The following is a 21,483-nucleotide window of genomic DNA, read 5'->3' as shown; positions in this document are numbered from 1 at the left end:
CTCGACAGTTGTGTTCGGGTTGTTTAATTTGTCGACTTGTGGTCGTTAATGCGTTGTGCTCGAGTTGCGCGCGACGTGCGGCTACTTGTAGCTATTTTGCCGATGTCGACGCGCAGGCGCGGCGTCACCGTCGTTCATCTTTCCATTGATACGCCGGGCGCGTCCGCTGAGGGGGATGCCACCGGTGTTCGGTGTGTCGCTACCCGTCAGTAGGTAGCAGGTGTAACGCGCGAATGGGACCAAACGGTATGTCTCTTGCCGGTCGCTGCGGTTGAACGCTGGCAAACTTGACATACGGCCGGGGTTCTACCGCGGTCCCGGCACCGAGGAGGGATCCACGCGTGGGATTGTTCGATCGATTCAAACGCCGACCCAGTGCAGCGCATCTGGCAGCTCAGGGCGACGCAGAGCACCTGGCCAACTGGGCTCAGGCGCACGAAGGCGTCGAGGCTTTCGTGGAGCCGGAAACAACCGTCACCGAGGTCACAGTCGTGCTCGTCGACAAGTACGGGGAATGGACGCGTCGCCGGGTCGGTGGTGAGCGCGGTGCCCGCAAACTAGGTCAGGACCTGAAGATTCCCGTGTACGACGTACGCAAGACGGGATATCCGCAGCGTATGCGCGATCACGACGAGCGTCAGCGCATCGAACGCAAGCGCGCTCGCACGGAAGAACTGCGGGACGGGAGCTGATGTGCTGTGCGCCTTTGTTAACCGGGGCGGTTAACAAAGGCGCACAGCAAAAGGGTTAACCGTTGACCGAAATGTCCTCGAGGACCGAAATCATCGTGCGAACCGGAACGCCAGTGCCGCCCTTGCCCGTGTAACCCCACGGACCGGCGGTGTTGTAGGCCGGGCCGGCAACGTCGATGTGCGCCCACTGCACGCCCTCGGGAACAAATTCCTTCAGGTAGTGAGCTGCCGCAAGCATGCCGCCCCAACGGTGGGGAGTGACGTTTGCCATGTCGGCAACCTTGGAATCGAGGTCGCCGCGCAGTTCTTCCGGCAGTGGCATCGCCCAGGCGTTCTCGCCGATGCTCTGGGAGATGGATGCAACGCGGTCGCGGAATTCGTCGGTTCCCATGACTCCGGGAGTGCGGTTGCCGAGGGCGACCATCTGCGCACCGGTCAAGGTTGCGGTGTCGATCATGTAATCGGGGTTGTCTTCGCCGGCGCGGACCATGGCGTCGGCGAGGACCAAGCGGCCCTCGGCGTCGGTGTTGATGACCTCGACGGTGATTCCGCCGTACTGCGTCAGTACGTCGCCGGGACGCTGCGCGGTGGCCGACGGCATGTTCTCCGCCATCGGGATGTAGGCGACGACGTTGACCGGCAGGCCGAGCTTCGCAGCAAGCACCACGGTGGCGATGACGGCTGCTGCGCCGCCCATGTCGGAGGTCATGTTCTCCATGCCGGCGGCCGGCTTGATGGAGATTCCGCCGGTGTCGAACGTGATGCCCTTGCCGACGAGTGCGACCTTGGATGCGCCGCGCTTCTTCGACGCGTATTCCATCCGGACGAGTCGAGGCTGGCGTGACGATCCCTTGCCGACGCCGAGGATTCCGCCATACCCGCCCTTCGCGAGTGCCTTCTCGTCCAGAATCTGAACGGTCAGGCCCGCTTCGATGCCCAGAGCCTTGGCGCGGTCCGCGAACTCTGCCGGGTAGAGGTGGCTGGGGGGAGTGTTGACGAATTCGCGTGCGGTTGCGACTGCCTCGGCAATAGCGGCCGAACGCGTCAACGTCGCTTTGGTTTCCTTGGCGCGCGGCGACGGCACAAGAAGTTCGACGCGAGCGAGGGGCTGAGCGTCGGGGCCCGGAGCGGACTTCGACGACTTGAATTCGGTGAAGGTGTACGCGCCGAGCGCAAATCCTTCGACTGCGGCGGCGAGGTCGAGGACGGACAGTGTCGTCGCTGCGGTGTCGATGCCCGACAGTGAGCGTGCAGCGGCGCCGGCCGACTTACGGATCTGCTCGCTGCCCAGCTTCTCGGCCGAACCGAGGCCGACGGCGAGAACACTGACCACCGGGAGATCGCTCGGCGCGGGGATTCGGGTGAGCTGCTCCGGCTTGCCCGTGGCGCCGACGGCGATGAGGCTGTCGAGTACCTCGGCCAAAATGTTCTCGTCGACGATGCCTTCGCTGAGGGCGAGTTCGGGGCCGTCGGGACCCGATGTGAGACCGACCACCAATACGTCGGCGCGCTTGCCGAGCTTTCCGGCGAGAACCAGGTCGGGTCCCAATGATCGGGCTGTACGAGTGCTCAAGATGTCTCCTGCGTGGTGAGTGTGCGATGCGTCCGGTTCGGGCGGACGCCTGAGTTGATGGTAGGCCCCGACGTCCTCGGTGCGTGTCTGCGGCGAACATGTTTCGTCGACGGAAGTCCGATAGGTTGTGGGCCATGACCGACGAACAACTCTTGCAGGGTCCGATCCACGCTGTGCACGTCGAATTGGGTGCGACGTTTGCCCCGTTCGGTGGCTGGCAGATGCCGGTGTCGTACGCCGGCGTCGTGGCCGAACACACCTCTGTCCGTGAGAATGTCGGCTTGTTCGACGTCAGTCACCTCGGCAAGGCTGTGGTGCGCGGCACCGGTGCTGCGGAGTTCGTGAACGCGGCGCTGACCAACGATTTGGGCAAGATCGGTCCAGGTAAGGCGCAATACACGTTGTGCTGCAACGAGTCCGGTGGCGTCATCGACGATCTGATCGTCTACTACGTCAACGACGAGGAAATCTTCCTCGTGCCGAATGCGGCAAACACGGCAGATGTTGTCGCAGCGATGGTGGCGGTCGCGCCGGACGGAATCACCATCGAAGATCAGCATCGTGAGTACGGCGTGTTGGCCGTGCAGGGACCGAAGTCGGTTGACGTTCTGACAGCGCTGGGTTTGCCTACCGACATCGAGTACATGGCATTCGAGGATGCCGAGTGGAACGGCGTACCGGTCCGCGTGTGTCGCAGTGGCTACACGGGAGAGATCGGCTACGAACTTCTGCCGCGATGGGCAGACAGTGAGCCGCTCTTCCGGGCGCTCCTCGAGGTTGTCGAGGCTCAGGGCGGACAGGCGGCCGGGCTCGGTGCGCGCGACACGCTGCGTACCGAGATGGGCTATCCGCTGCACGGACACGAGCTTTCGCTCGAGATTTCACCCCTCGAAGCTCGCTGCGGTTGGGCTGTCGGCTGGAAGAAGCCCACATTCTGGGGCAAGGAAACCCTGGTCGACGAAAAGGCTGCCGGCCCGGCACGCAAGTTGTGGGGAATCAAGGCACTCGACCGTGGTGTGCTGCGTGCGGGACTGAGTGTTCTGCGTGACGGCGAACCGGTCGGGGAGACCACGTCCGGAACGTTCTCGCCGACGCTCAAGGTCGGAATTGCGTTGGCGCTTCTTGATTCCGGTGTGGGAATCGCGGCCGGTGACGAGATCGAGGTCGACGTCCGTGGGCGTGCGCTTCGGTGTGTTGTCGTGTCGCCGCCGTTTGTGGAGACCAGCACCAAGTAAGGGGATTGTGCGCGTTCGATAGGATTGCGGCCATGACTGGTGCCGCCAATTTCGTTCGTGTCCAGAGCTCGACCCCGAAGTCCGACGCCGAGCGCCGTGACATCTTGGCGGCGCCCGGTTTCGGGAAGTATTTCACCGATCACATGGTCTCCATCGATTACGCCGAGGGCAAGGGCTGGCATAACGCTCAGGTGTTGCCGTACGGAAACATCGAGCTCGACCCAGCGGCTATGGTCCTTCACTACGGTCAGGCCATCTTCGAAGGACTCAAGGCTTACCGCCAGCCGAGCGGCGACATCAGCTCGTTCCGCGTCGAGGCCAACGCCGAGCGGTTCGCGGCTTCGGCTCGTCGCCTCGCGATGCCCGAGTTGCCGACGGAGATGTTCGTGGACTCCATCACCGAGTTGGTCGACGTCGACATCGAGTGGGTTCCGGCGGCGGGCGGCGAAGATGCTCTCTACCTGCGTCCGTTCATGTTCTCGACCGAGGCCGGTCTCGGCGTGCGTCCCGCCAAGGAATACCGCTACCTGCTGATCGCATCACCGGCCGGCGCGTACTTCCCACGTGGCGTGAAGCCGGTCAGTGTGTGGCTGTCCACCGAGTACGTGCGCGCCGCTCCGGGTGGAACGGGCGCAGCCAAGTTCGCGGGTAACTACGCGGCATCACTGCTTGCCCAGGCTCAGGCTGCTGACGAAGGCTGCGACCAGGTGGTGTGGCTCGACGCGATCGAGCGCACCTACGTCGAGGAAATGGGAGGCATGAACTTGTTCTTCGTCTTCGGTTCCGGCCCCGACGCTCGCCTTGTCACGCCGTCGCTCTCGGGTTCGTTGTTGCCCGGTATCACCCGCAATTCGCTGCTGACACTGGCTGCCGACTCGGGCTTTGCCGTCGAAGAGCGCAAGATCAGCACCGACGAGTGGCGTACCAAGTGCAAGAGCGGTGAAATCACCGAGGTATTTGCTTGCGGCACAGCGGCAGTCATCACCCCGGTCGGGCGCGTCAAGTCCGCTGAGGGCGAATTCACCATCGCCGACGGCGAACCTGGCGAGGTCACCATGGCGCTGCGTGACACCCTCACCGGCATTCAGCGTGGCACCTTCGCCGACACCCACGGCTGGATGACCAAGCTTCACTGATCGCTGGTTTCCTCGGCGAGCAATCGCTCGCGGAAGAACTGCAGAATCTCGTCTCGTGCGACGGTGGTGGGTGATCCGGCCTCGTCCACGAGATGAGCTGTCACCACACTGTGCGGATGAGCAATGACGTGTTCGAAGAACGGTGACGTTGCCGCGTTGGCCGCTTCGTCGGGGAGTACCTTTCCGACGAAGCGCTCGCCCAAGGCCTTCGAGTAGGCCGCGAATCGCTGTGCGCGGCAGAACGGGTCGCCGTGAAAGCGGTAGGCAAGCACCGTGAGGTTTTCGGCCTCGAGCCTCGTGCGCACGGTTTCGAGTTCTTCGGGCCCACTGTCGGTTTTGCCTAGTCGATCGAGAGGTAACGACGGCTGCGCGAGAACCGGCGCAATCACCGACGGTTCGAGCATCATCGACAGCGCGAAGTTGCCGGTGAAGCACATCCCGATCACACCAACTCCTGGGCCACCGCACTCCTCGTGTGCCGAAGCGGCGAGCGAACGCAGCCAACGGACCGTCGGACTCGGTTCGTCGGCAGCGAGCGCGCGGAACTCTGCGCTGACACAGGCTCGCTTGAAAACGACGAGTCCCTCGTCCACGGTGGGGACCGCGCCGTCGCGGCCGAACAGCGACGGAACATAGACCGTGAAACCGGCGTCGCGTACCCAGCGGGCGAATCGCGCAACATGCGGGCTGATACCCGGCATTTCCGGCATGACGATTACTGCGGGACCGCTGCCCGCCACGTACACGCACTTCGAGACTCCGCCGATCGTGATCGTTCGACGGTCGAAGTCTTCGAGCGGATCGTCTTTTGTCATGCTGCGGTTCGGCACGGTGGGCCCTCCCAAGTAGTCGAAGTAATTCCTCTGCACAGTCTTTCGGTGCGGGATCAACTACAGAAGAGGGTGGTTCGCCACGTTTCCGGGCGGGCTCGCCACGCGTGCGACTTATCCGCCGTTGCGGAATTGCTTTCGATAGTCAGCCGGGCTGATTCCGACACGGTCGACGAACAGTCGACGGAAAGTTCCAGGATCCTGATAACCGATGTGCCCCAGGATCTTTCCGAGCGGCCAGTCGGTTGATTCCAGCAGGCGTTTTGCCTTTCGCACCCGTGCACGCTGCAGGTAGGCGCGCGGCGATTCCCGGCCTCGTCTTTGAACTTCCGAAGCATTGTTCGTGTGCTGACACGAAAAGCATCGGACAGCAGATCTAAGTCGTAGGGCTCCGCTATCCGTTCGACCAACCAACTGCCGACGTCCTCGGCAAACTGGGTGTGTTTCACCGGCAGCATCGAGTCGACAACGTAGGGAGATTGACTGGTGCGATTCTCCGGCGCCAGAGCAATTCTTGCCGTCGTTCGCGCAACCTTGTCGCCGAGATGCTCGCGCACGAGTGCTGTTGCGAGGTCGAGCGCTGCCGTGAATGCCGCAGTGGTGGTAACGCCGTCGTCATGGACGATCAGTGAGTCGGCTCGAACCGTCGCACCGGGGTAGCGACTCGCGAGGTCCGCACCGTACAGTCACGACGTCGTAGCGCGGCGTCCGTCGAGAAGTCCGGCTTCGCCCAGCAGGTACGCGCCGACGCAGACTGACGACACGCGAACGCCGCGCGCCTCGCAGGCACGGATGAACTCGATTTCTCTGGCACACAGCGACAAGCGTGATGCCGGGTCTTCGGACGGTACGAGTTCGAACCCCGGCACCACCAGGTGATCGATGTCGTGATGCGACTCTTGTGCGTCGATCGAAAATCCACCTGCCGCAACGACGGGTGTGCCGGACGCTGCGATGACCGATACCTCGAAGGGGTCGGTGGACGCTTCATCAGCGACGCGATTTGCGATCAGGAGTATGTCGGTGAAAACGAAGATCTCGGCCGCCAGGCAACCCTCGTATGCAAGGAATCCGATTCGCACGACGCTGGATCACAGTCCGAGAGTGAGGCCGACGGCAGTGATCGTGACGGTCAACTCCAGTGCAAATCCGAGGACATCGCCGTTGAGGCCACCGAACCTGCGGACGCAGTGACGCACGCACGCAATACTGATCAGCAGCGCCACGGCAGTCACGAGCGGTCCGAGCCACCATCGGTCCGTCACCAGGATCGACGCGGCGAGCAGGGGAGCGGTCCAGACGGCAGCGGCCCACCACGGCTGCGAATCTGCAACCAGCGCACCGAATCCGGTGGTGCTCGACGCGGGAATCCCTCGGCGACAGGCGAAGACGACGGCTACGCGTCCCGCAGCAACGGCGACAATTACGCCGCCCCAGTTCGGCGGGGAGTCTGCGCCGGCCAAAACCCCGAACGATACTGCTTGCAGCCCAAGGATTATGAACAGCGCGGCAACTCCGAACGGCCCGGCGCCGCCGCTGTGCATGACTTCGCGTGCTCGCTCCGGTGGGCCGTAGCATCCCAAACCGTCGACGGTATCCGCGAGACCGTCGACATGCATACCGCGGGTTCCCAGCGCGAGCCCGCCCACGGTCAGTAAGCCCGCAAGGTAGGGGTTGAGGCCGATGCTGGTCGCGCCCCACAAGATTGCGAGGGCAAAGGCCCCAAGTGCAATCCCGGTCAGAGGTGCCGCTGCGATGGCGCGCCGACCAGCTGTGCGGTCGATGTCGGACGGACCGCGAACCGGCAGTACGGTCAGCCAGGAAAACGCCAGTGGCACACCGGAAAGCGCGCCGGCCATGGTCAGTCCACCGTGTCTGTCTTGGTGAGATCGATCGACTCGGCTTCAGCGGCCGGCTTGCTGCCCTCGGTGCTGACGCCGGCTTCGCTGAACGTGGCCATCTTCGCGAGAATAGCCACCGCACCCTGCAGGATCGGCAGGGCTGTCACTGCGCCTGAGCCTTCGCCGAGTCGCATGTCGAATTCGACGATCGGTGTCAGTCCCATGCGGGTCAACGCAATGGTGTGGGCGGGTTCGGTGGAGCGGTGTCCGGCCACCCACCATTCCCGGGCGCCGAACGCCAACTCGTCGGCAGCCATAGCGGCAGCGGTCACCACAACGCCGTCGAGGATGACGGGGGTGCGACGCGACGCAGCCTGGGCGAGGAAGCCGGCCATCGCTGCAAGATCTGCACCGGAAACCGTGCGCAGCAGGGCGACGGTATCGCGGACGTGCGGACGGGCGCGGCGGAGTGCGTCACGGATGGCTGCGGTCTTGCGGATCCAGCCTGCATCGTCGATGCCCGTGCCGCGGCCCACTGCTGCGACAGGCTCGGTGTCTGTCAGAGCTGCGATCAGTACCGTGGCCGGCGTGGTGTTGCCGATGCCCATGTCGCCGGCAATGAGAAGGTCTGCGCCGCCGTCGATTTCCTCGTCCGCGATAGCCCGGCCCGCTGCGATGGCCTGCAGAGTTTCCTCGTGGGTCATGGCGTCTTCGCGATCGATGGAACCGGAGGAGCGGCGCACCTTGTAGTTCGAGACCGCGGGATCGGTATCCACTTCCACCGCGATGTCGACAACGCGGACACTCGCGCCGGCAACCTCGGCGAGTACGTTCACCGCTGCGCCGCCACCGAGGAAGTTGGCGACCATCTGCGCAGTCACCTCAGGCGGGTATGCGGAGACGCCGTTGCGGGCAATGCCGTGGTCGCCCGCGAACACAACCACGCGGGGTCGGACGAAAGCATGTGGGGGACATACGCCTTGGCATGCGGACGCCCAGCCCGCGAGTGCCTCCAACCGGCCCAGCGATCCGGCGGGCTTGGTGAGGTCGAGTTGGCGGGCATCCGCGAGGGCCCGAACGTCGCGATCCGGCGGAGTAACCGGCTCGAACTCCGCACTACTGACAGGCGCGCTACTGACAGCCGCGCTACTGGTGGAGTTCGCTTCGGTGCTCACTTCGTGCCTTCCGGTTGTGCAACAGTAATTTTCACGCTGAGGGCTCTTTCAAGACGAGTGGCAGTCCTGCGACAACCAGCACAACACGATCGCATACCGCTGCGACGCGGGCATTCAACGAGCCGATCTCGTCGCGGAACAACCGACCCGATCGGGTTTCCGGAATGACGGCCAAGCCGACTTCCGGGCTGACCAGGACCAGTGATCCGCGGTAATCGCGGACGCTCTCGATCAGTGCGTCTACCGCGGGTGTGATGGTGCCGCGCGGTGCATCCCAGGCATCGCGTCGATCGAACTCGCCGGTCAGCCAGGTACCAAGATCATCGACCAGGGTGTCCGTCGAATCTTCCTCACGGAGCGTGCGGTCGAGATCACCGTCAGCCGCCGTCTCGACGGTCGACCAGTGCGCCGGCCGCCGGACGCGGTGCTGGTCGATACGGCTTTCCCAGTCGGTGTCGGTACGGTCGCGCCGAGCCGTGGCGACGTAGCGAACCGGTGATCCGGGAGAAAACAAAGCCTCGGCGTGCGCGGACTTACCTGACCGCGCGCCGCCGAGGACCAGAGTTCTGACAGGGTTCGACACGCTCAGATTGCGTCGCCGGGTCCCACGCGAGGCTTCGGCGCGCGAAGCTTGCGGATCTGCGATGCGCGAACGAACGCGTACCAACCGAGCTTGAATCCACCGTCGGTGCTCTCGGGGAAGCGCTCCGCGACGCGGTTGTTGATCGTGCGTCCGAGCCAGATTCCTTCGATGACCATGAAGACCATCATCACGAGCATGGCGAGTGTGACGATTGCCTGCAGCTGCGGCGTCACGAACATCGTCATGATCAGGATGAGTGCAAGTGGCATGAACAGGCCGACGAGGTTGCGGCGGGCGTCGATGAAGTCGCGAACGTATGCGCGGACGGGTCCCTTGTCGCGGGGGAGGAGGTACTTGTCCTCACCGGCGAGCATGCGCGCGCGACGGTCTGCCGACGAGGCGCGGCGCTCGGCAGCTTCGACCTTGCGCTCTTCCTTGGAGCCGCGTGTCGCTTTTCGGCGCGCGCGGGCTTCCTTGGACGTCAGCGGAGCGGGCGCGACCGGTCCACGCTTCTTGGCTTCGGCGTCGCGACGCTTGGGTGTGGGGCGACCCTTGCCCACCTGCTCGGTGGACGCCTCGTCAGAGGCTGAGGACGCCTCAGTGACCTCGACGTCATTTTTGTCGGAGTTGTCTGAGTCACCGCGGCGTAGCAATTTCACCCCTCCAGGCTATTGGATAAGTGCGTCCTCTGGGAAACCGACCTCGGTATTTCTGCTGATTGTGAAACATCTGCGACATCGACCGCCCATACACTTCGCCCATGCGGGTAATAGTTGCTCCTGACTCCTTCGGTGACACCTTGACAGCGGGCGCCGCGGCACAGGCCATTTCCGACGGTTGGGGACAGGCGCGATCCGGCGACGAGATCATCTGCGCACCACAGTCGGACGGCGGCCCCGGATTTGTCGATGCACTGGCCGTTTCGGGCGGAGAGATGCAGACAGCGCACGTCTCAGGCCCGCTGACGACCTCGGTCGACGCTCGGTGGCTTCTCGATTCGGAGACTGCATACATCGAATCCGCCCAGGCCTGTGGACTTGCGCTACTCGGCGGCCCGCCAACCCGCGAAAGTGCACTCGCGGCGCACAGTCGCGGTGTCGGGGACTTGATCGTCGCCGCTCTGGGTGCCGGCGCAACGAAGATCGTCATCGGACTCGGTGGAAGTTGTTGCACCGACGGTGGGCGCGGGCTTGTCGACGCATTGGGTGGGGTGCAGTCTGCCCGCGATGCACTGCGAGGCATCGACCTGGTCGCCGCCACCGACGTCGAGAACCCACTATTGGGCGAGATCGGCGCGGCCGCGGTGTTCGGGCCGCAAAAGGGAGCGGACGGCAGCGCTGTCGAGATCTTGGAACAACGAAACCGGGACTGGGCATCGACTCTCGAAAACGGAGTCGGCCGCTCCGTCGCCGAGTTGCCGGGTGCGGGTGCGGCGGGGGGAATCGGCGCCGCGCTCTTTGCCATGGGCGCCGACCGCCGTTCCGGTGCGGAAGTGGTGGCGGAGCGGACCGACCAGGTGGAACTTCTGCAGACGGCCGACCTGGTCATCACCGGCGAAGGGAAATTCGACAGCCAATCGCTGCGCGGAAAACTGGTCACGGCCCTCGCAGCCGCAAGTGCGTCGTACGGGGTGCCGACGCTTGTTCTGGCCGGTCAGGTCGAACTCTCGGCGTCCGACTACGAGGGCTTCGGGATAGTCGGCGCGGGGTCCGTCACCGACTTCGCCGGATCGATCGAGGACGCCATGCGCGATGCGTCGGCCCACCTGCGCGGACTGGCCGAAGTCACCGCTCGCGAGTGGAGCATCTGGCGAGACCGGTGAAGGTCGCGAAGGCGTCGTTGCCGACGAGCGTGGAAAGGTTAGGATGAAGACGAATCGCACACGGTAGGAACTGGCGGGAATAAGTCGGCAGAGGCGTACCGTTGAAGCGTTCACGGGTTGGTATGAACATTAGGGAGAGCCCATGACTGTGCAGAACGAGACCGCCACCCACGGCGTCACGATGACCGAGTCCGCGTCCGCCAAGGCGAAGGCACTCTTCGATCAGGAAGGTCGCGACGACCTCGCACTGCGTATTGCAGTGCAGCCGGGCGGCTGTGCCGGACTGAAGTACCAGCTGTTCTTCGACGACCGAGCCCTCGACGGCGACCTCACCGTCAACTTCAACGGCGTCAACCTGGTTGTCGACCGGATGAGTGCACCGTACGTCGAAGGTGCATCCATCGATTTCCTCGACACCATCGAGCAGCAGGGCTTCTCGATCGACAACCCCAACGCCACGGGCTCTTGCGCCTGCGGCGACTCGTTCAACTGAGTCGAGTCGATCACAATTTCAGACACAACAACTGACGCGGAACCGGAAATCGGTTCCGCGTCAGTTGTATGAATTCTTCGAAAACACATTCCACTCACTTTCGCTGAAAGGCCTCGATCCGTGACTATTGCGGTAACCGGTTCCATTGCCACCGACCATCTGATGCGATTCCCCGGCCGCTTCGCAGATCAGCTGCTTGCCGACCAGCTTGCGCACATCTCGCTGAGCTTCCTGGTGGACGACCTCGTCATTCGTCGCGGCGGAGTCGGTGGAAACATCGCGTACGCGATGGGCGTTCTCGGTGGATCGCCGCTGCTGGTCGGTGCGGTCGGCGCCGACTTCGCGGAATACCGCACGTGGCTCGAGGACAACGGCGTTGATTGCAGTGCAGTCCGGATCTCCGACACAGCGCATACGGCGCGTTTTGTGTGCACCACGGACGAGGACATGGCGCAGATCGCGTCGTTCTACCCCGGAGCGATGAGCGAGGCGCGCGACATCGAACTCGCGTCCGTAGCCAAGACGGCCGGTGCACTCGATCTGGTTCTGATCGGTGCCAACGATCCCGAGGCCATGGTCCGCCACACCGACGAATGCCGCGAACTCGGAATTCCGTTTGCCGCCGATCCGTCCCAGCAACTCGCACGCCTGTCGGGAGAGGAAGCCAAGGCACTGATCCACGGCGCCAAGTACCTCTTCACCAACGAATACGAGTGGGGACTGCTCCAGCAGAAGACGGGCCTGAGCGAGGAAGAGATTCGCGCACAGGTCGGCATCCGCGTCACGACGCTCGGCTCGAAGGGCGTCGAAATCGTTGACGGCGAGGGTAATTGGGTGCGCGTCGACGTTGTGCCCGAAACCGGCAAGGTTGATCCGACGGGTGTCGGCGACGCTTTCCGTGCCGGTTTCCTGCTTGCCCACGGCGCCGGACTGAGCTTCGAGCGCGCCGCACAGTTGGGCTCACTCGTGGCCGTGCTGGTCCTCGAGACCGTCGGAACGCAGGAGTGGGTCTTCAATCGCGACGAGGCGCTCAAGCGTCTCACCGACGCCTACGGAAGCGCCGCGGCCGACGAGATCGCGACGATCCTGCCCTAGGGGCAAGCAACAGGGGTGCCTTTTCCGGTGGTGCGAACTACCGGAAAAGGCACCCCTGTTGCCGAACGACCTAGAGATTGACCGGGTACACCGGTTCCTGGATCTGCGGCACGATGCGCTTCTCCACGAAGATTCCGTGCCACACCATGAAGGTCAGCACAGTCCACAGGCGTCGGCTGTGGTCGGACACTCCCTCGCGGTGATCGTTGAGCATCTTCACAACGGCCTGCTTGTCGAAGATGTGGTCGGTTCCCGACTCCTCGATCTGCAGATGTGCCCAATCGAAGAGTTCTGTTCCGCGCAGCCAGTGACGCAGCGGCACGGGGAATCCGAGCTTGGCACGATGCAGAACATGGTGCGGCACAATGCCTTCGAGGGCCTGACGCAAGGCATACTTCGTAGTGTCCTTGGTGATCTTCTGATCCAGCGGCACGCGAGACGCGACGTCGAACACCTCGTTGTCGAGGAAAGGCACTCGTAGTTCGAGTGAGTTCGCCATCGTGACCTTGTCTGCCTTGACGAGGATGTCGCCGCGAAGCCAGGTGAACAGGTCCAGGTGCTGCATGCGCGCGACCGGATCCCAATCGCGAGACTGCGCGTAGATCGGCGCCGTGACGTCCTGATGCGTCCACTCCGGACGGAAGTCGCGCAGAACGGCCCGCAACTGGGCGTCGTTGAAGCTGCGCGCGTTGCCGTAGTACCGCTCTTCTAGCGTCAGTGAACCGCGATTGAGCAGGCTCTTGCCGCGTGTACCGTCTGGGATTCGCTCCGACAACTTGCCGGCCGCTCGGCGCAGTCCCTTGGGGAGATACTCGAACGGCTTCAGGGACAGCGGTTCACGGTAGATCGTGTAGCCGCCGAACAGCTCGTCCGCACCTTCGCCGGACAGAACAACCTTGACGTGCTTGCGCGCTTCCTTTGCGATGAACCACAGGGGGATCAACGCGGGGTCCGCGACGGGGTCGTCGAGGTACCAGACGATCTCGGGGATCGCGGCAGCGAACTCGGCGGGGGAGACCACCTTGACGATGTGCTTTGCGCCGATCGCGGCAGCCGACTCGGCAGCCACGTCGACCTCGGAGTAACCCTCGCGCTCGAAACCGGTCGTGAAGGTGATGAGGTTCGGGTTGTGACGCATGGCCAGCGCGGCGATCGCGGTCGAGTCGATACCGCCGGACAGGAACGAACCGACCGTCACATCGGCACGCATGTGCTTTGCGACGGAATCCTCGAGCGCTTCCGCGATTTCCTGGTACCGCGCCTTCTCCGTGCCAGGCGCGAACGGCTTGGCCGGGAACTTGGGCGTGAAGTATCGCGTGATCTGCGGCTGCTCACCCGGACGCACCCGCGCGAAACTGCCCGATTCGAGCCGGCGAATCTCCTTGTGCAGAGTTTCCGGCTCCGGAACGTACTGCAGGACCGTGTAGTGCTCGATCGCCCGCGGATCCAACTCGGTGCCGATGCCGATCAGATCCGTCAACTCGAGCAGGCTCTTCTTCTCACTGCCGAATGCGGTGCCGCCGGTGCCCGTCGCGATGAAGAGTGGCTTGATGCCGAAGGGGTCGCGCGCGATGAACAGCTCGCGCGTATCGGTGTCCCAGATCGCGAACGCAAACATTCCGCGGAGGCGTCGTACCGCGTCCTCGCCCCAGTAGTGAAACGCGGCGACGATGGCTTCGGAGTCGCCTTCGGTGAAGAACTTCGCGTCGTGATCCTTCGCGAGTTCCGCGCGAATCTCGAGGTAGTTGTAGATCTCACCGTTGAACGTCAGCGCATAACGCTCCGGATTCTCCGGCGGTCCCCAGCGCAACGGCTGATGCGAGTGCGCGATGTCGATGATCGACAATCGATTGAATCCGAACACAAGGTGGTCGTCATGCCACGTCCCCTGTTCGTCGGGTCCGCGGTGACGCAGGCAGTGCAGTGCCTGGTCGACCTGCGCGACGGCGTCGTCGCTGGTTCCGCCAGATGTCAGTAGCCCGAGCAGTCCACACACAGCGTCCGGTTCCTCGATTCAGAATTTTTTATTGCAGAAGGCTCCCGGACGTAAGCATCGGGGAGAGGTCAACGAACTCTTCCTGGAAAGTATGCCGCAGATCCGTCTCTGCGCCGATCAGCGGCGAGCGAATCGCAGTGATGTAGGTCGCTGACGATGCCTGACCTGTTCCTGAGCTGCGCCTGAGAGATTTGTGTGACGTCCGACGCGACACGGTGTAGGACCCGGAGATGGATACCGGCCACCTTTGGTCTACGCTGCGTAGTAATTGGGCCTTCCATTCGAGGTGCCCTAGTTGAATTTTGCGGCGATCAGGAAGGCGTGAACGTGGCGCAAGGTCGGATCCTTCGGCGAGCTGGGCTGGCAGTATCTTTGGGCATTGCTGCCTTGCTGCTGTCGGGTTGCTCCATCGACAATGAAGTGCTTCGTTTCGGGTGGCCCTCGGGCATCACTCCTGAAGCGACGCGCATGCGAGAACTGTGGACGTGGTCGGTTGTCGCCGCCCTCTTCATGGGTGTGCTGGTGTGGGGACTTGTCTTCTGGGCAGTTATCTTCCACCGTAAGAAGAAGGACTCGCCGGAGTTCCCGCGTCAGACGGCATACAACGTGCCGCTCGAGCTCGGTTACACGGCAGTTCCGTTCGTGATCATCGCGGTTCTGTTCTACTTCACCGTTGTCGTCCAGAACCATGTTCTCGAGCGCACGGAGAACCCCGACGTCGTCGTCGACGTCACCGCATTCCAGTGGAACTGGAAGTTCGGTTACCGCTCCATCGAGTTCGGTGACGGAACCGCCAAGTACAACGGCATCGATCTCGAAGCCGAAGAGGCCGCCAAGGCCGAGAGCACGACGGTCGACGCGCACGGCGAAGAGGTCCCCGGACCGATTCACGGCAACAGCGTCCAGGACCTGAGCTACCTGCACTACGACAAGATCGAGACCGTCGGAACCAGCTCCGAAATCCCGATTCTCGTTCTCCCGACCGGCAAGCGCATCCAGTTCGAACTGGCTTCCTCCGACGTGATTCACGCGTTCTGGGTTCCCGAGTTCCTGTTCAAGCGCGACGTCATGCCGAACCCCAAGGAAAACCACTCCGACAACATCTTCCAGATCAGTGAGATCGAGAAGGAAGGCGCATTTGTCGGGCGCTGTGCAGAAATGTGTGGCACGTTCCACGCGATGATGAACTTCGAGGTTCGTGCGGTTTCGCCCGAGGACTTCGCCAAGTACATCGAACTGCGCAAGGGTGACGCTCAGGGCAACGGCGGTCTGAGCACCGCTGAGGCATTGTCGGCAATCGGTCAGTCGCCGGTGGCTACGTCGACCACGCCGTTCAACACCGACCGCGAGTACCGTCAGGCAACAGTCGCCACCGCAGGCAACTGAGCCGGCCAGCCTCCTCACTGAACAAGGACAAGTGCTGATATGAAGATCGAAGCCAAGCTCTTCGAGATCCTGACGCTGTTTTTCATCCTCGTCGCGATCATCTACGGTGTGTTCACTGCTCTGTCCCGTACGGGAATCGAGTGGGCCGGACTCACGGCCATCGTTCTGTCTGCGGGCCTGACCCTCATCGTCGGAACCTACTTCCGTTTCGTCGCCCGTCGTCTGGACACTCGTCCCGAGGACTACGACGACGCTGAAATCTCGGATGGTTCAGGCGAGTTGGGCTTCTTCAGCCCCGGTAGCTTCTGGCCCATGCTGCTGGCTGCTTCTGCTGCCATCGCCGCGGTGTCACTGGCATACTTCCAGCCCTGGATGATCGTGGTTGGAGTTGTCCTCATCATCGCGACCGCAGCCGGTCTCGTGTTCGAGTACCACGTCGGACCTGAGAAGCACTAGTACAAACGCTCTCTACTAGAGGCGCCGAATCCCTCGCGGGGTTCGGCGCCTCTTGTGTTTCGGCGGGGGAGTACAAGAGGTACCGCTGATCTCTGCGACACTCGACACATGATCCTCGAACATGCACTGCTCCAAGTTGATCCGGCTCTCTCCGAAGAATTCGAGACCGCGTTCGCTACAGCAAAAACCATCATCTCTGCGGTGCCTGGCTTCATCCGTCTGCGCCTGTCGCACTGTATGGAGACGCCACAGCAGTACCTACTGCTCGTGGAGTGGGAGAGCCTCGAGGCGCACACGGTGGACTTCCGGCAGTCCGAGGGCTACCAGCGGTGGCGCGAGCTTCTCCATCGCTTCTACGACCCCTTCCCGACCGTCGAGCACTACGAGACGGTGTTCGAGGAAGGGTCCTGGACATGAACCGGACTACCGAACTCGCAGAATTCCTCGATATCGCGCTACGCGGTCGGATCGAGAGCGTCCCCGATCTTGCCGAAGTGACGGGCGGCTCGATGGATTCTACGGAAAAGAAAGTAGCGCGACTCGAAGAGTTCGGATTCCTCTCTCTAGCAGACGGAGTCATCACCTACCGGCGCCCCGACGCCACCATCGCCGATGTCACACAGCGCATTCTGGCCGGCGTGACGCACGACCTCGAGTCCGGTATTGCGAGGACCCAAGGGGTACTCGAATTGCTTCCCAAACTGATACAGGCCTGGGAGCACGGTGACGCCGATGTCCACGGGTTGCCCGTCGACGTGATGCACGGACCGTTTGCCGCTCCGGACATGTACAAAATACAGGCCTCACGCTCGAAGCCCGTCGCCTCGTACGCGTGTATGCCTGACACGGTGCCTCTGTATACGGTGCTGGCCGAGAAGAAGCCGGTGTCGTACTGGAAGGAGAACGGCGGGCCCAACCACGACATCCGCCTCATCGTCAGCACTGCCGACGCGAACACCGATCTGTGCCGTAATCAACTCACGGATGAGATCGAGGCCGGCTCCCAGGTTCGGATGCACCCGAATCCACCGAGCTTCTTCTGGATTCTCGATCACAAGACTGTGGGAATCCCTTTTACCTGGGGAGAGGCGTGGCCCAGCAGTGTGATGGCCGTTCAGTCCCCGACATTCGCATCCATCATGACCTGGATCTACCATCGTGTGTGGGAGGAATCAGTTCCCGTCCTCGGGCACGGCCACTCGTGGGAAAACCCGTGGGATCCGATACTGAAACTGATGAACGCCGGTTTGACCATGGAATCCGCCTCGATCTCCCTGGGATTGACTCCGAGGACGGGGAGGCGTCGGGTCGCCGACGCAATGCGCCATTACGGTGTGTCCAGCCAATTCTCGCTCGGTGCCGCCTGGAACGCCGCACGCGACCACTAGGTATCTGGGGATAAGGTATCTGGGGAAACGACAAGGTCGCCGCAACCTCTCAGTGAGAGTGTTGCGGCGACCTTGTCGTTATTCGATTTCTTGCGACGATCTAGTGGAGTTCTCCAGTGGAATCGTCCGACTTGCCGTTGCCGTGAATACGGTTCTGGTAGTCGAGCAGAATCTGAAGCTGCTCATGCTCACCGGCATGCTGCGCGGCTTCGAGAGCTGCGCTCTCCTCCACCGGGTCTGCCTTGGTGAGGCTGCCCGAGCCGGGCTTGCCGGCGAGGCCGAGCTTGTTCATCTTCTTCGGAACAGCTGCACCCTGGTACTCGAGGGGGATCGGGTGACCGTGATCGTCGACGGGTCCGAGCGGCTGGTGGATTTCGATGTACTGGCCGTTCGGCATCCGCTTGATGATGCCGGTTTCGATGCCGTGCTCGAGCACTGCACGGTCACTGCGCTGCAGACCGATGCAGAAGCGGTACGTAATGAAGTACGCGAGCGGCGGAAGCACGATCATGCCGATGCGGCCGATCCACGTCATCGCGTTCAACGAGATATGCAAGTGGTACGCGATGATGTCGTTGATGCAGGAGATCGTCAGCACTGCGTAGAACGCGATAGCCATTGCGCCGATTGCGGTACGAACCGGAACGTCGCGGGGACGCTGCAGGATGTTGTGGTGAGCGTCGTCTCCGGTGAGACGCTTCTCGATCCACGGGTACGCGAACAGCAGGCCGAAGACGAGGCCCATGATCAAGGCGACGGCGAACACTGCGGGGATCGTGTACCGGTCGAACAGGTAGATCTCCCAGGCGGGCCACAGTCGCGCGAGTCCGTCTGTCCACATCATGTAAATGTCAGGCTGGGAACCAGCGGAGACCTGAGATGGGTTGTACGGACCGATATTCCACACCGGGTTGATCTGGAACAGACCACCGAGCAGTGCAAGCACGCCGAACGTGATGGCGAAGAATGCGCCACCCTTCATGGCGAAGACCGGAAGAATGCGAACGCCGACGACGTTCTCTTCGGTACGACCGGGGCCGGGGAACTGCGTGTGCTTCTGGTACCAGACCAGTGCGAGGTGGCCGGCGATCAGCGCGAGGATGATGCCGGGGAAGAGCAGCACGTGAGCAACGTAGAGACGCGGGATGATGAGGTCGCCGGGGAAGTCGCCGTCGAAGATCATCCAGTGCAGCCAGGTGCCCACGATCGGGATACTCATCGTGATACCACCGAACGCGGCGCGGAGGCCGGTGCCGGAAAGCAGGTCGTCAGGGATGGTGTAGCCGAAGAAGCCTTCGAACATCGCCAGGACCAGCAGCAAGCAGCCGATGACCCAGTTGGCCTCACGCGGGCGTCGGAACGCACCGGTGAAGAAGATGCGTGCGAGGTGCACGATGATCGACGCGGCGAACATCAGTGCAGCCCAGTGGTGAATCTGGCGAACGAACAGACCGCCGCGAACCTCGAACGAGATGTTCAGGGTGGTCTCGTACGCGCGTGACATGGTCACACCACGGAGCGGCTGGTATGCGCCCTGGTAGGTGACGTGTGCCATCGACGGATCGAAGAACAGCGTCAGGAACACACCCGAGATGAGCAGGATCAGGAAGCTGTACAGCGCGATCTCGCCGAGCATGAAAGACCAGTGGGTCGGGAAGACCTTGTTGATCTGACGGCGCATACCTGCAGCGAGGTGGTAGCGCGAGTCCATTGCCTCCGCTTGACCTGCTGCAGCAGCGGCGATCTTTGTCGGTTTTGTAGTGGTTGTGGTCACGGTCGACGCTCCCAAAATGCCGGGCCGAGTGCTTCGATGAAGTCACCATCGGCGACCAGGAAGCCCTCTTCGTTCACTGTAATAGGCAACTGCGGAAGTGCGCGAGCAGCGGGACCGAAAATCGGCTTGCCGTACTGCAGTGCATCGAACTGCGACTGGTGGCAGGGGCAGAGAATACGGTTGCTCTGCTGTTCGTAGAGCGAGGTGGGGCAACCCAGGTGCGTGCAGATCTTCGAGTACGCGAAGTAATCGCCGTAGTTGAAGCTCTCCTGGCCCTTGCGCTTCGTGACCCGCTGGGTGTCTTCCGTGCGGAGACGGATGAGCATGACCGAGTTACGGATACCGCGCAGAGCTGCGAGCAATGCGTGCTCGTCGCCACGATCGGATTCACGGAAGGGGAAGACCGTTTCCATGGAACCGGCGTCGAGGTCCTCCGGGCGCACGAGAACGATGTCCTCGGGGCGTCCGGTGTCACGACGGAGGTAGATGGTCTCGCCGGGGTAGTTCGGGGTCCAGCCGGACACCCAGAGCGGGGAATCGTCGCCCTTGGCCCACGGGTTCTTGATGAGGCCGCCGAGAGGCATGATCATCATGACGCCGAGTGCGCCACCACCGAACATCAAGCTGCGCTTGATGGCCTTGCGGCGGGGGAAGGTGGACGTCTCCAACGTGTCACTGAGTTCGGCGACGATCGTGCGGCGATCCACCTCAGCAGATCCACCGTCGTGGCGGTCCTGAATGGACACCTCTTCGGGGATGAACTTCTTGGTGAACTGCACCGCGCCGATTCCGACACCGAGGATCGCGAGACCCATGGTCAGACCGATCAACGGTGTGTACAGGCTGTACTTGCCGTAGTTCTCGTCGCCGGCGCCGGCGTACTGCCAGGGCCAGAACAAGTAGATCGCGATGAATGCGATCGCGGAGACACCGGCGAGGCCGAACCAGAATGCAACATTCCGCTCGGCACGCTTCTCGGCCTTGGTGCCTTCGACGGCCCAACGGTCACGACGGTAGACAACGTCGACGCCGTCGAGATTGGTGCCAAGGGTGACCAACTCGTCGCGAGTCATCGCCTCGAGTTCTTCATCCGTGTACTTCTTTGGCGTATCGCCGCCCTGCTGGCCAGCGTCGCTCATGACCTTGCTCCGATCCACAATGCTGCACCAACGACAGCGACGATTCCGGCGGCCCACATGAAGAGACCTTCAGAGGCCGGACCGATGCCGCCGAGACCGTAACCACCGGGGTTCTTGGCCTCTCCGGACGACTTCACGTAGGCGATGATGTCTTTCTTTTCCTCGAGCGTCAGCTGACGATCGGAGAACTTCGGCATGTTCTGGGGGCCGGTGACCATAGCGGCGTAGATCTGCTGCTCGTTCGCCGGATCCAGGACCGGTGCGTACTTGCCCGAGGACAGTGCGCCACCGCGACCGGTGAAGTTGTGGCAGGACGCGCAGTTGAGGCGGAACAGTTCGCTGCCTCGGCCGATGTCGCCACCGCGAAGCGAGGACTGAGCGATTTCGCCGTTCTCGTCACGAATGAGCGTCGGGCCGCCGCCGTTGGCCTGGATGAATGCACCCAGGGCATCGGTCTGTGCAGCGTCGAACTTGGGGTCCTTGCGTTGAGCCTGGGCCTCGTTGCGTGCTGCAGGCATACGACCGGTCGAAACCTGGAAGTACACCGCTGCCTCGCCGACACCGATAAGGCTGGGACCGCGGTCCGCGACGCCCTGAAGGTTGGCGCCGTGGCACGTGATGCACGACGTGTCGTACAACTGCTTGCCTTCGCGGATAAGCGCGGCTGAATCGTCGCTAGCAGTAGCGACCTGCGGAGCGGGTGTCAGTGCCGAGGCGAGGAAACCTGCGCTGATCAATCCCATCATCAGTACGAGCGCTCCGGTGACACGCCGGCGGATCTTCCGCTGGCGACGCGTCTTCGCGGCGGTCGCTGTTGTATCGGATGTGGGAGGGGGGGATGAACTCATCTGTATCCCTTTGGTATGTCG

Annotated in this window: 22 protein-coding genes; 10 read left to right on the top strand and 12 right to left on the bottom strand. The window is 62.7% G+C overall.

What is annotated here, in order from left to right; genetic code table 11:
* The first annotated feature begins 341 nt into the window (after positions 1 to 341).
* Entirely contained in the window at positions 342 to 692 is a 351-nt protein-coding gene (locus FFI94_RS18700) for an oxidoreductase (RefSeq protein ID WP_138869144.1), read from the top strand.
* A 55-nt stretch (positions 693 to 747) separates the two neighbouring features.
* Here FFI94_RS18700 and FFI94_RS18695 read toward each other — a convergent pair whose 3' ends face one another.
* The gene (locus FFI94_RS18695) at positions 748 to 2,265 is read right to left on the bottom strand and encodes a leucyl aminopeptidase (RefSeq protein WP_138869143.1); all 1,518 of its coding nucleotides are present in this window, start codon (positions 2,263 to 2,265) and stop codon (positions 748 to 750) included.
* 134 nt (positions 2,266 to 2,399) lie between these two features.
* On the opposite strand from FFI94_RS18695, the gene gcvT reads away from it, so the two are divergent.
* Both gcvT and FFI94_RS18685 read left to right on the top strand, forming a co-directional pair.
* Complete coding sequence (gcvT, locus tag FFI94_RS18690; RefSeq protein ID WP_138869142.1) at positions 2,400 to 3,500, top strand: glycine cleavage system aminomethyltransferase GcvT; 1,101 nt, start codon at positions 2,400 to 2,402, stop codon at positions 3,498 to 3,500.
* Between the two features lie 32 nt (positions 3,501 to 3,532).
* Positions 3,533 to 4,636, top strand: a complete 1,104-nt coding sequence (locus FFI94_RS18685) for a branched-chain amino acid aminotransferase (protein ID WP_138869141.1) — start codon at positions 3,533 to 3,535, stop codon at positions 4,634 to 4,636.
* Here the strand turns inward: FFI94_RS18685 and FFI94_RS18680 are convergent.
* The 7 genes from FFI94_RS18680 to FFI94_RS18655 all read right to left on the bottom strand — a co-directional run bounded on the left by FFI94_RS18680 (position 4,630) and on the right by FFI94_RS18655 (position 9,724).
* Positions 4,630 to 5,466 carry a dienelactone hydrolase family protein gene (locus tag FFI94_RS18680; protein WP_260684201.1) on the bottom strand — a complete coding sequence of 279 codons (837 nt, stop codon included), beginning with the start codon at positions 5,464 to 5,466 and terminating at the stop codon, positions 4,630 to 4,632. The two genes, FFI94_RS18685 and FFI94_RS18680, sit on opposite strands and share 7 nt — an antisense overlap.
* A gap of 114 nt (positions 5,467 to 5,580) precedes the next feature.
* The gene (locus FFI94_RS34310) at positions 5,581 to 5,742 is read right to left on the bottom strand and encodes a helix-turn-helix domain-containing protein (RefSeq protein ID WP_260684200.1); all 162 of its coding nucleotides are present in this window, start codon (positions 5,740 to 5,742) and stop codon (positions 5,581 to 5,583) included.
* 410 nt (positions 5,743 to 6,152) lie between these two features.
* The gene (locus FFI94_RS34305) at positions 6,153 to 6,548 is read right to left on the bottom strand and encodes a DJ-1/PfpI family protein (RefSeq protein ID WP_260684199.1); all 396 of its coding nucleotides are present in this window, start codon (positions 6,546 to 6,548) and stop codon (positions 6,153 to 6,155) included.
* Positions 6,549 to 6,557: 9 nt separating this feature from the next.
* Positions 6,558 to 7,325 (bottom strand): adenosylcobinamide-GDP ribazoletransferase, encoded by a 768-nt coding sequence (locus tag FFI94_RS18670; protein WP_138869140.1) that lies wholly within the window; start codon positions 7,323 to 7,325, stop codon positions 6,558 to 6,560.
* A 2-nt stretch (positions 7,326 to 7,327) separates the two neighbouring features.
* Positions 7,328 to 8,482 (bottom strand): nicotinate-nucleotide--dimethylbenzimidazole phosphoribosyltransferase, encoded by a 1,155-nt coding sequence (gene cobT / locus FFI94_RS18665; protein WP_138869139.1) that lies wholly within the window; start codon positions 8,480 to 8,482, stop codon positions 7,328 to 7,330.
* A 31-nt stretch (positions 8,483 to 8,513) separates the two neighbouring features.
* Positions 8,514 to 9,065 (bottom strand): bifunctional adenosylcobinamide kinase/adenosylcobinamide-phosphate guanylyltransferase, encoded by a 552-nt coding sequence (gene cobU / locus FFI94_RS18660; protein ID WP_260684198.1) that lies wholly within the window; start codon positions 9,063 to 9,065, stop codon positions 8,514 to 8,516.
* A 2-nt stretch (positions 9,066 to 9,067) separates the two neighbouring features.
* A complete protein-coding gene (locus FFI94_RS18655; protein ID WP_138869138.1) occupies positions 9,068 to 9,724 on the bottom strand; it encodes a DUF3043 domain-containing protein in 657 nt (218 codons plus the stop codon).
* A 101-nt stretch (positions 9,725 to 9,825) separates the two neighbouring features.
* Here FFI94_RS18655 and FFI94_RS18650 point away from each other — a divergent pair, with 101 nt between their 5' ends.
* The 3 genes from FFI94_RS18650 to FFI94_RS18640 all read left to right on the top strand — a co-directional run bounded on the left by FFI94_RS18650 (position 9,826) and on the right by FFI94_RS18640 (position 12,475).
* The gene (locus FFI94_RS18650; RefSeq protein ID WP_138869137.1) at positions 9,826 to 10,887 is read left to right on the top strand and encodes a glycerate kinase; all 1,062 of its coding nucleotides are present in this window, start codon (positions 9,826 to 9,828) and stop codon (positions 10,885 to 10,887) included.
* 142 nt (positions 10,888 to 11,029) lie between these two features.
* A complete protein-coding gene (locus tag FFI94_RS18645; RefSeq protein ID WP_138869136.1) occupies positions 11,030 to 11,380 on the top strand; it encodes an iron-sulfur cluster assembly accessory protein in 351 nt (116 codons plus the stop codon).
* 120 nt (positions 11,381 to 11,500) lie between these two features.
* Positions 11,501 to 12,475, top strand: coding sequence for a carbohydrate kinase family protein (locus FFI94_RS18640; RefSeq protein ID WP_138869135.1), 975 nt, complete (start codon positions 11,501 to 11,503; stop codon positions 12,473 to 12,475).
* A gap of 70 nt (positions 12,476 to 12,545) precedes the next feature.
* Here the strand turns inward: FFI94_RS18640 and asnB are convergent, their stop codons facing one another.
* A complete protein-coding gene (gene asnB / locus FFI94_RS18635) occupies positions 12,546 to 14,471 on the bottom strand; it encodes an asparagine synthase (glutamine-hydrolyzing) (protein WP_138869134.1) in 1,926 nt (641 codons plus the stop codon).
* 321 nt (positions 14,472 to 14,792) lie between these two features.
* On the opposite strand from asnB, the gene FFI94_RS18630 reads away from it, so the two are divergent.
* The 4 genes from FFI94_RS18630 to FFI94_RS18615 all read left to right on the top strand — a co-directional run bounded on the left by FFI94_RS18630 (position 14,793) and on the right by FFI94_RS18615 (position 17,701).
* Entirely contained in the window at positions 14,793 to 15,857 is a 1,065-nt protein-coding gene (locus FFI94_RS18630; RefSeq protein WP_138869133.1) for a cytochrome c oxidase subunit II, read from the top strand.
* Positions 15,858 to 15,896: 39 nt separating this feature from the next.
* Positions 15,897 to 16,313, top strand: a complete 417-nt coding sequence (locus tag FFI94_RS18625; RefSeq protein WP_033231032.1) for a cytochrome c oxidase subunit 4 — start codon at positions 15,897 to 15,899, stop codon at positions 16,311 to 16,313.
* Between the two features lie 108 nt (positions 16,314 to 16,421).
* Complete coding sequence (locus tag FFI94_RS18620; protein ID WP_138869132.1) at positions 16,422 to 16,730, top strand: antibiotic biosynthesis monooxygenase; 309 nt, start codon at positions 16,422 to 16,424, stop codon at positions 16,728 to 16,730.
* Positions 16,727 to 17,701, top strand: a complete 975-nt coding sequence (locus FFI94_RS18615; protein WP_138869131.1) for a hypothetical protein — start codon at positions 16,727 to 16,729, stop codon at positions 17,699 to 17,701. Before FFI94_RS18620 ends, FFI94_RS18615 begins: the two co-directional genes overlap by 4 nt.
* 100 nt (positions 17,702 to 17,801) lie before the next feature.
* On the opposite strand, the gene FFI94_RS18610 is transcribed toward FFI94_RS18615, so the two are convergent.
* Genes FFI94_RS18610 through FFI94_RS18600 form a run of 3 tightly spaced genes read right to left on the bottom strand, consistent with a single transcriptional unit; the run spans position 17,802 to position 21,462 of the window.
* The gene (locus FFI94_RS18610) at positions 17,802 to 19,412 is read right to left on the bottom strand and encodes a cytochrome bc complex cytochrome b subunit (RefSeq protein WP_221937799.1); all 1,611 of its coding nucleotides are present in this window, start codon (positions 19,410 to 19,412) and stop codon (positions 17,802 to 17,804) included.
* A gap of 59 nt (positions 19,413 to 19,471) precedes the next feature.
* The gene (locus tag FFI94_RS18605) at positions 19,472 to 20,614 is read right to left on the bottom strand and encodes a ubiquinol-cytochrome c reductase iron-sulfur subunit (RefSeq protein WP_138869129.1); all 1,143 of its coding nucleotides are present in this window, start codon (positions 20,612 to 20,614) and stop codon (positions 19,472 to 19,474) included.
* The gene (locus FFI94_RS18600; protein WP_138869128.1) at positions 20,611 to 21,462 is read right to left on the bottom strand and encodes a cytochrome c; all 852 of its coding nucleotides are present in this window, start codon (positions 21,460 to 21,462) and stop codon (positions 20,611 to 20,613) included. Before FFI94_RS18600 ends, FFI94_RS18605 begins: the two co-directional genes overlap by 4 nt.
* Positions 21,463 to 21,483: the final 21 nt, after the last annotated feature.

Origin of the sequence: Rhodococcus sp. KBS0724, from assembly GCF_005938745.2 — a bacterium.
Lineage (GTDB): Bacteria > Actinomycetota > Actinomycetes > Mycobacteriales > Mycobacteriaceae > Rhodococcus_F.
This window is presented reverse-complemented; position numbering and strand designations above follow the sequence as displayed.

Excerpts from the sequence above, each read along its gene's own strand:
- gcvT (WP_138869142.1), top strand. The coding sequence starts at position 2,400 with ATGACCGACGAACAACTCTTGCAGGGTCCGATCCACGCTGTGCACGTC.
- FFI94_RS18685 (WP_138869141.1), top strand. The coding sequence starts at position 3,533 with ATGACTGGTGCCGCCAATTTCGTTCGTGTCCAGAGCTCGACCCCGAAG.
- FFI94_RS18670 (WP_138869140.1), bottom strand. The coding sequence starts at position 7,325 with ATGGCCGGCGCGCTTTCCGGTGTGCCACTGGCGTTTTCCTGGCTGACC.
- FFI94_RS18650 (WP_138869137.1), top strand. The coding sequence starts at position 9,826 with ATGCGGGTAATAGTTGCTCCTGACTCCTTCGGTGACACCTTGACAGCG.
- FFI94_RS18645 (WP_138869136.1), top strand. The coding sequence starts at position 11,030 with ATGACTGTGCAGAACGAGACCGCCACCCACGGCGTCACGATGACCGAG.
- FFI94_RS18625 (WP_033231032.1), top strand. The coding sequence starts at position 15,897 with ATGAAGATCGAAGCCAAGCTCTTCGAGATCCTGACGCTGTTTTTCATC.
- FFI94_RS18620 (WP_138869132.1), top strand. The coding sequence starts at position 16,422 with ATGATCCTCGAACATGCACTGCTCCAAGTTGATCCGGCTCTCTCCGAA.
- FFI94_RS18615 (WP_138869131.1), top strand. The coding sequence starts at position 16,727 with ATGAACCGGACTACCGAACTCGCAGAATTCCTCGATATCGCGCTACGC.
- FFI94_RS18610 (WP_221937799.1), bottom strand. The coding sequence starts at position 19,412 with ATGGACTCGCGCTACCACCTCGCTGCAGGTATGCGCCGTCAGATCAAC.
- FFI94_RS18605 (WP_138869129.1), bottom strand. The coding sequence starts at position 20,614 with ATGAGCGACGCTGGCCAGCAGGGCGGCGATACGCCAAAGAAGTACACG.
- FFI94_RS18600 (WP_138869128.1), bottom strand. The coding sequence starts at position 21,462 with ATGAGTTCATCCCCCCCTCCCACATCCGATACAACAGCGACCGCCGCG.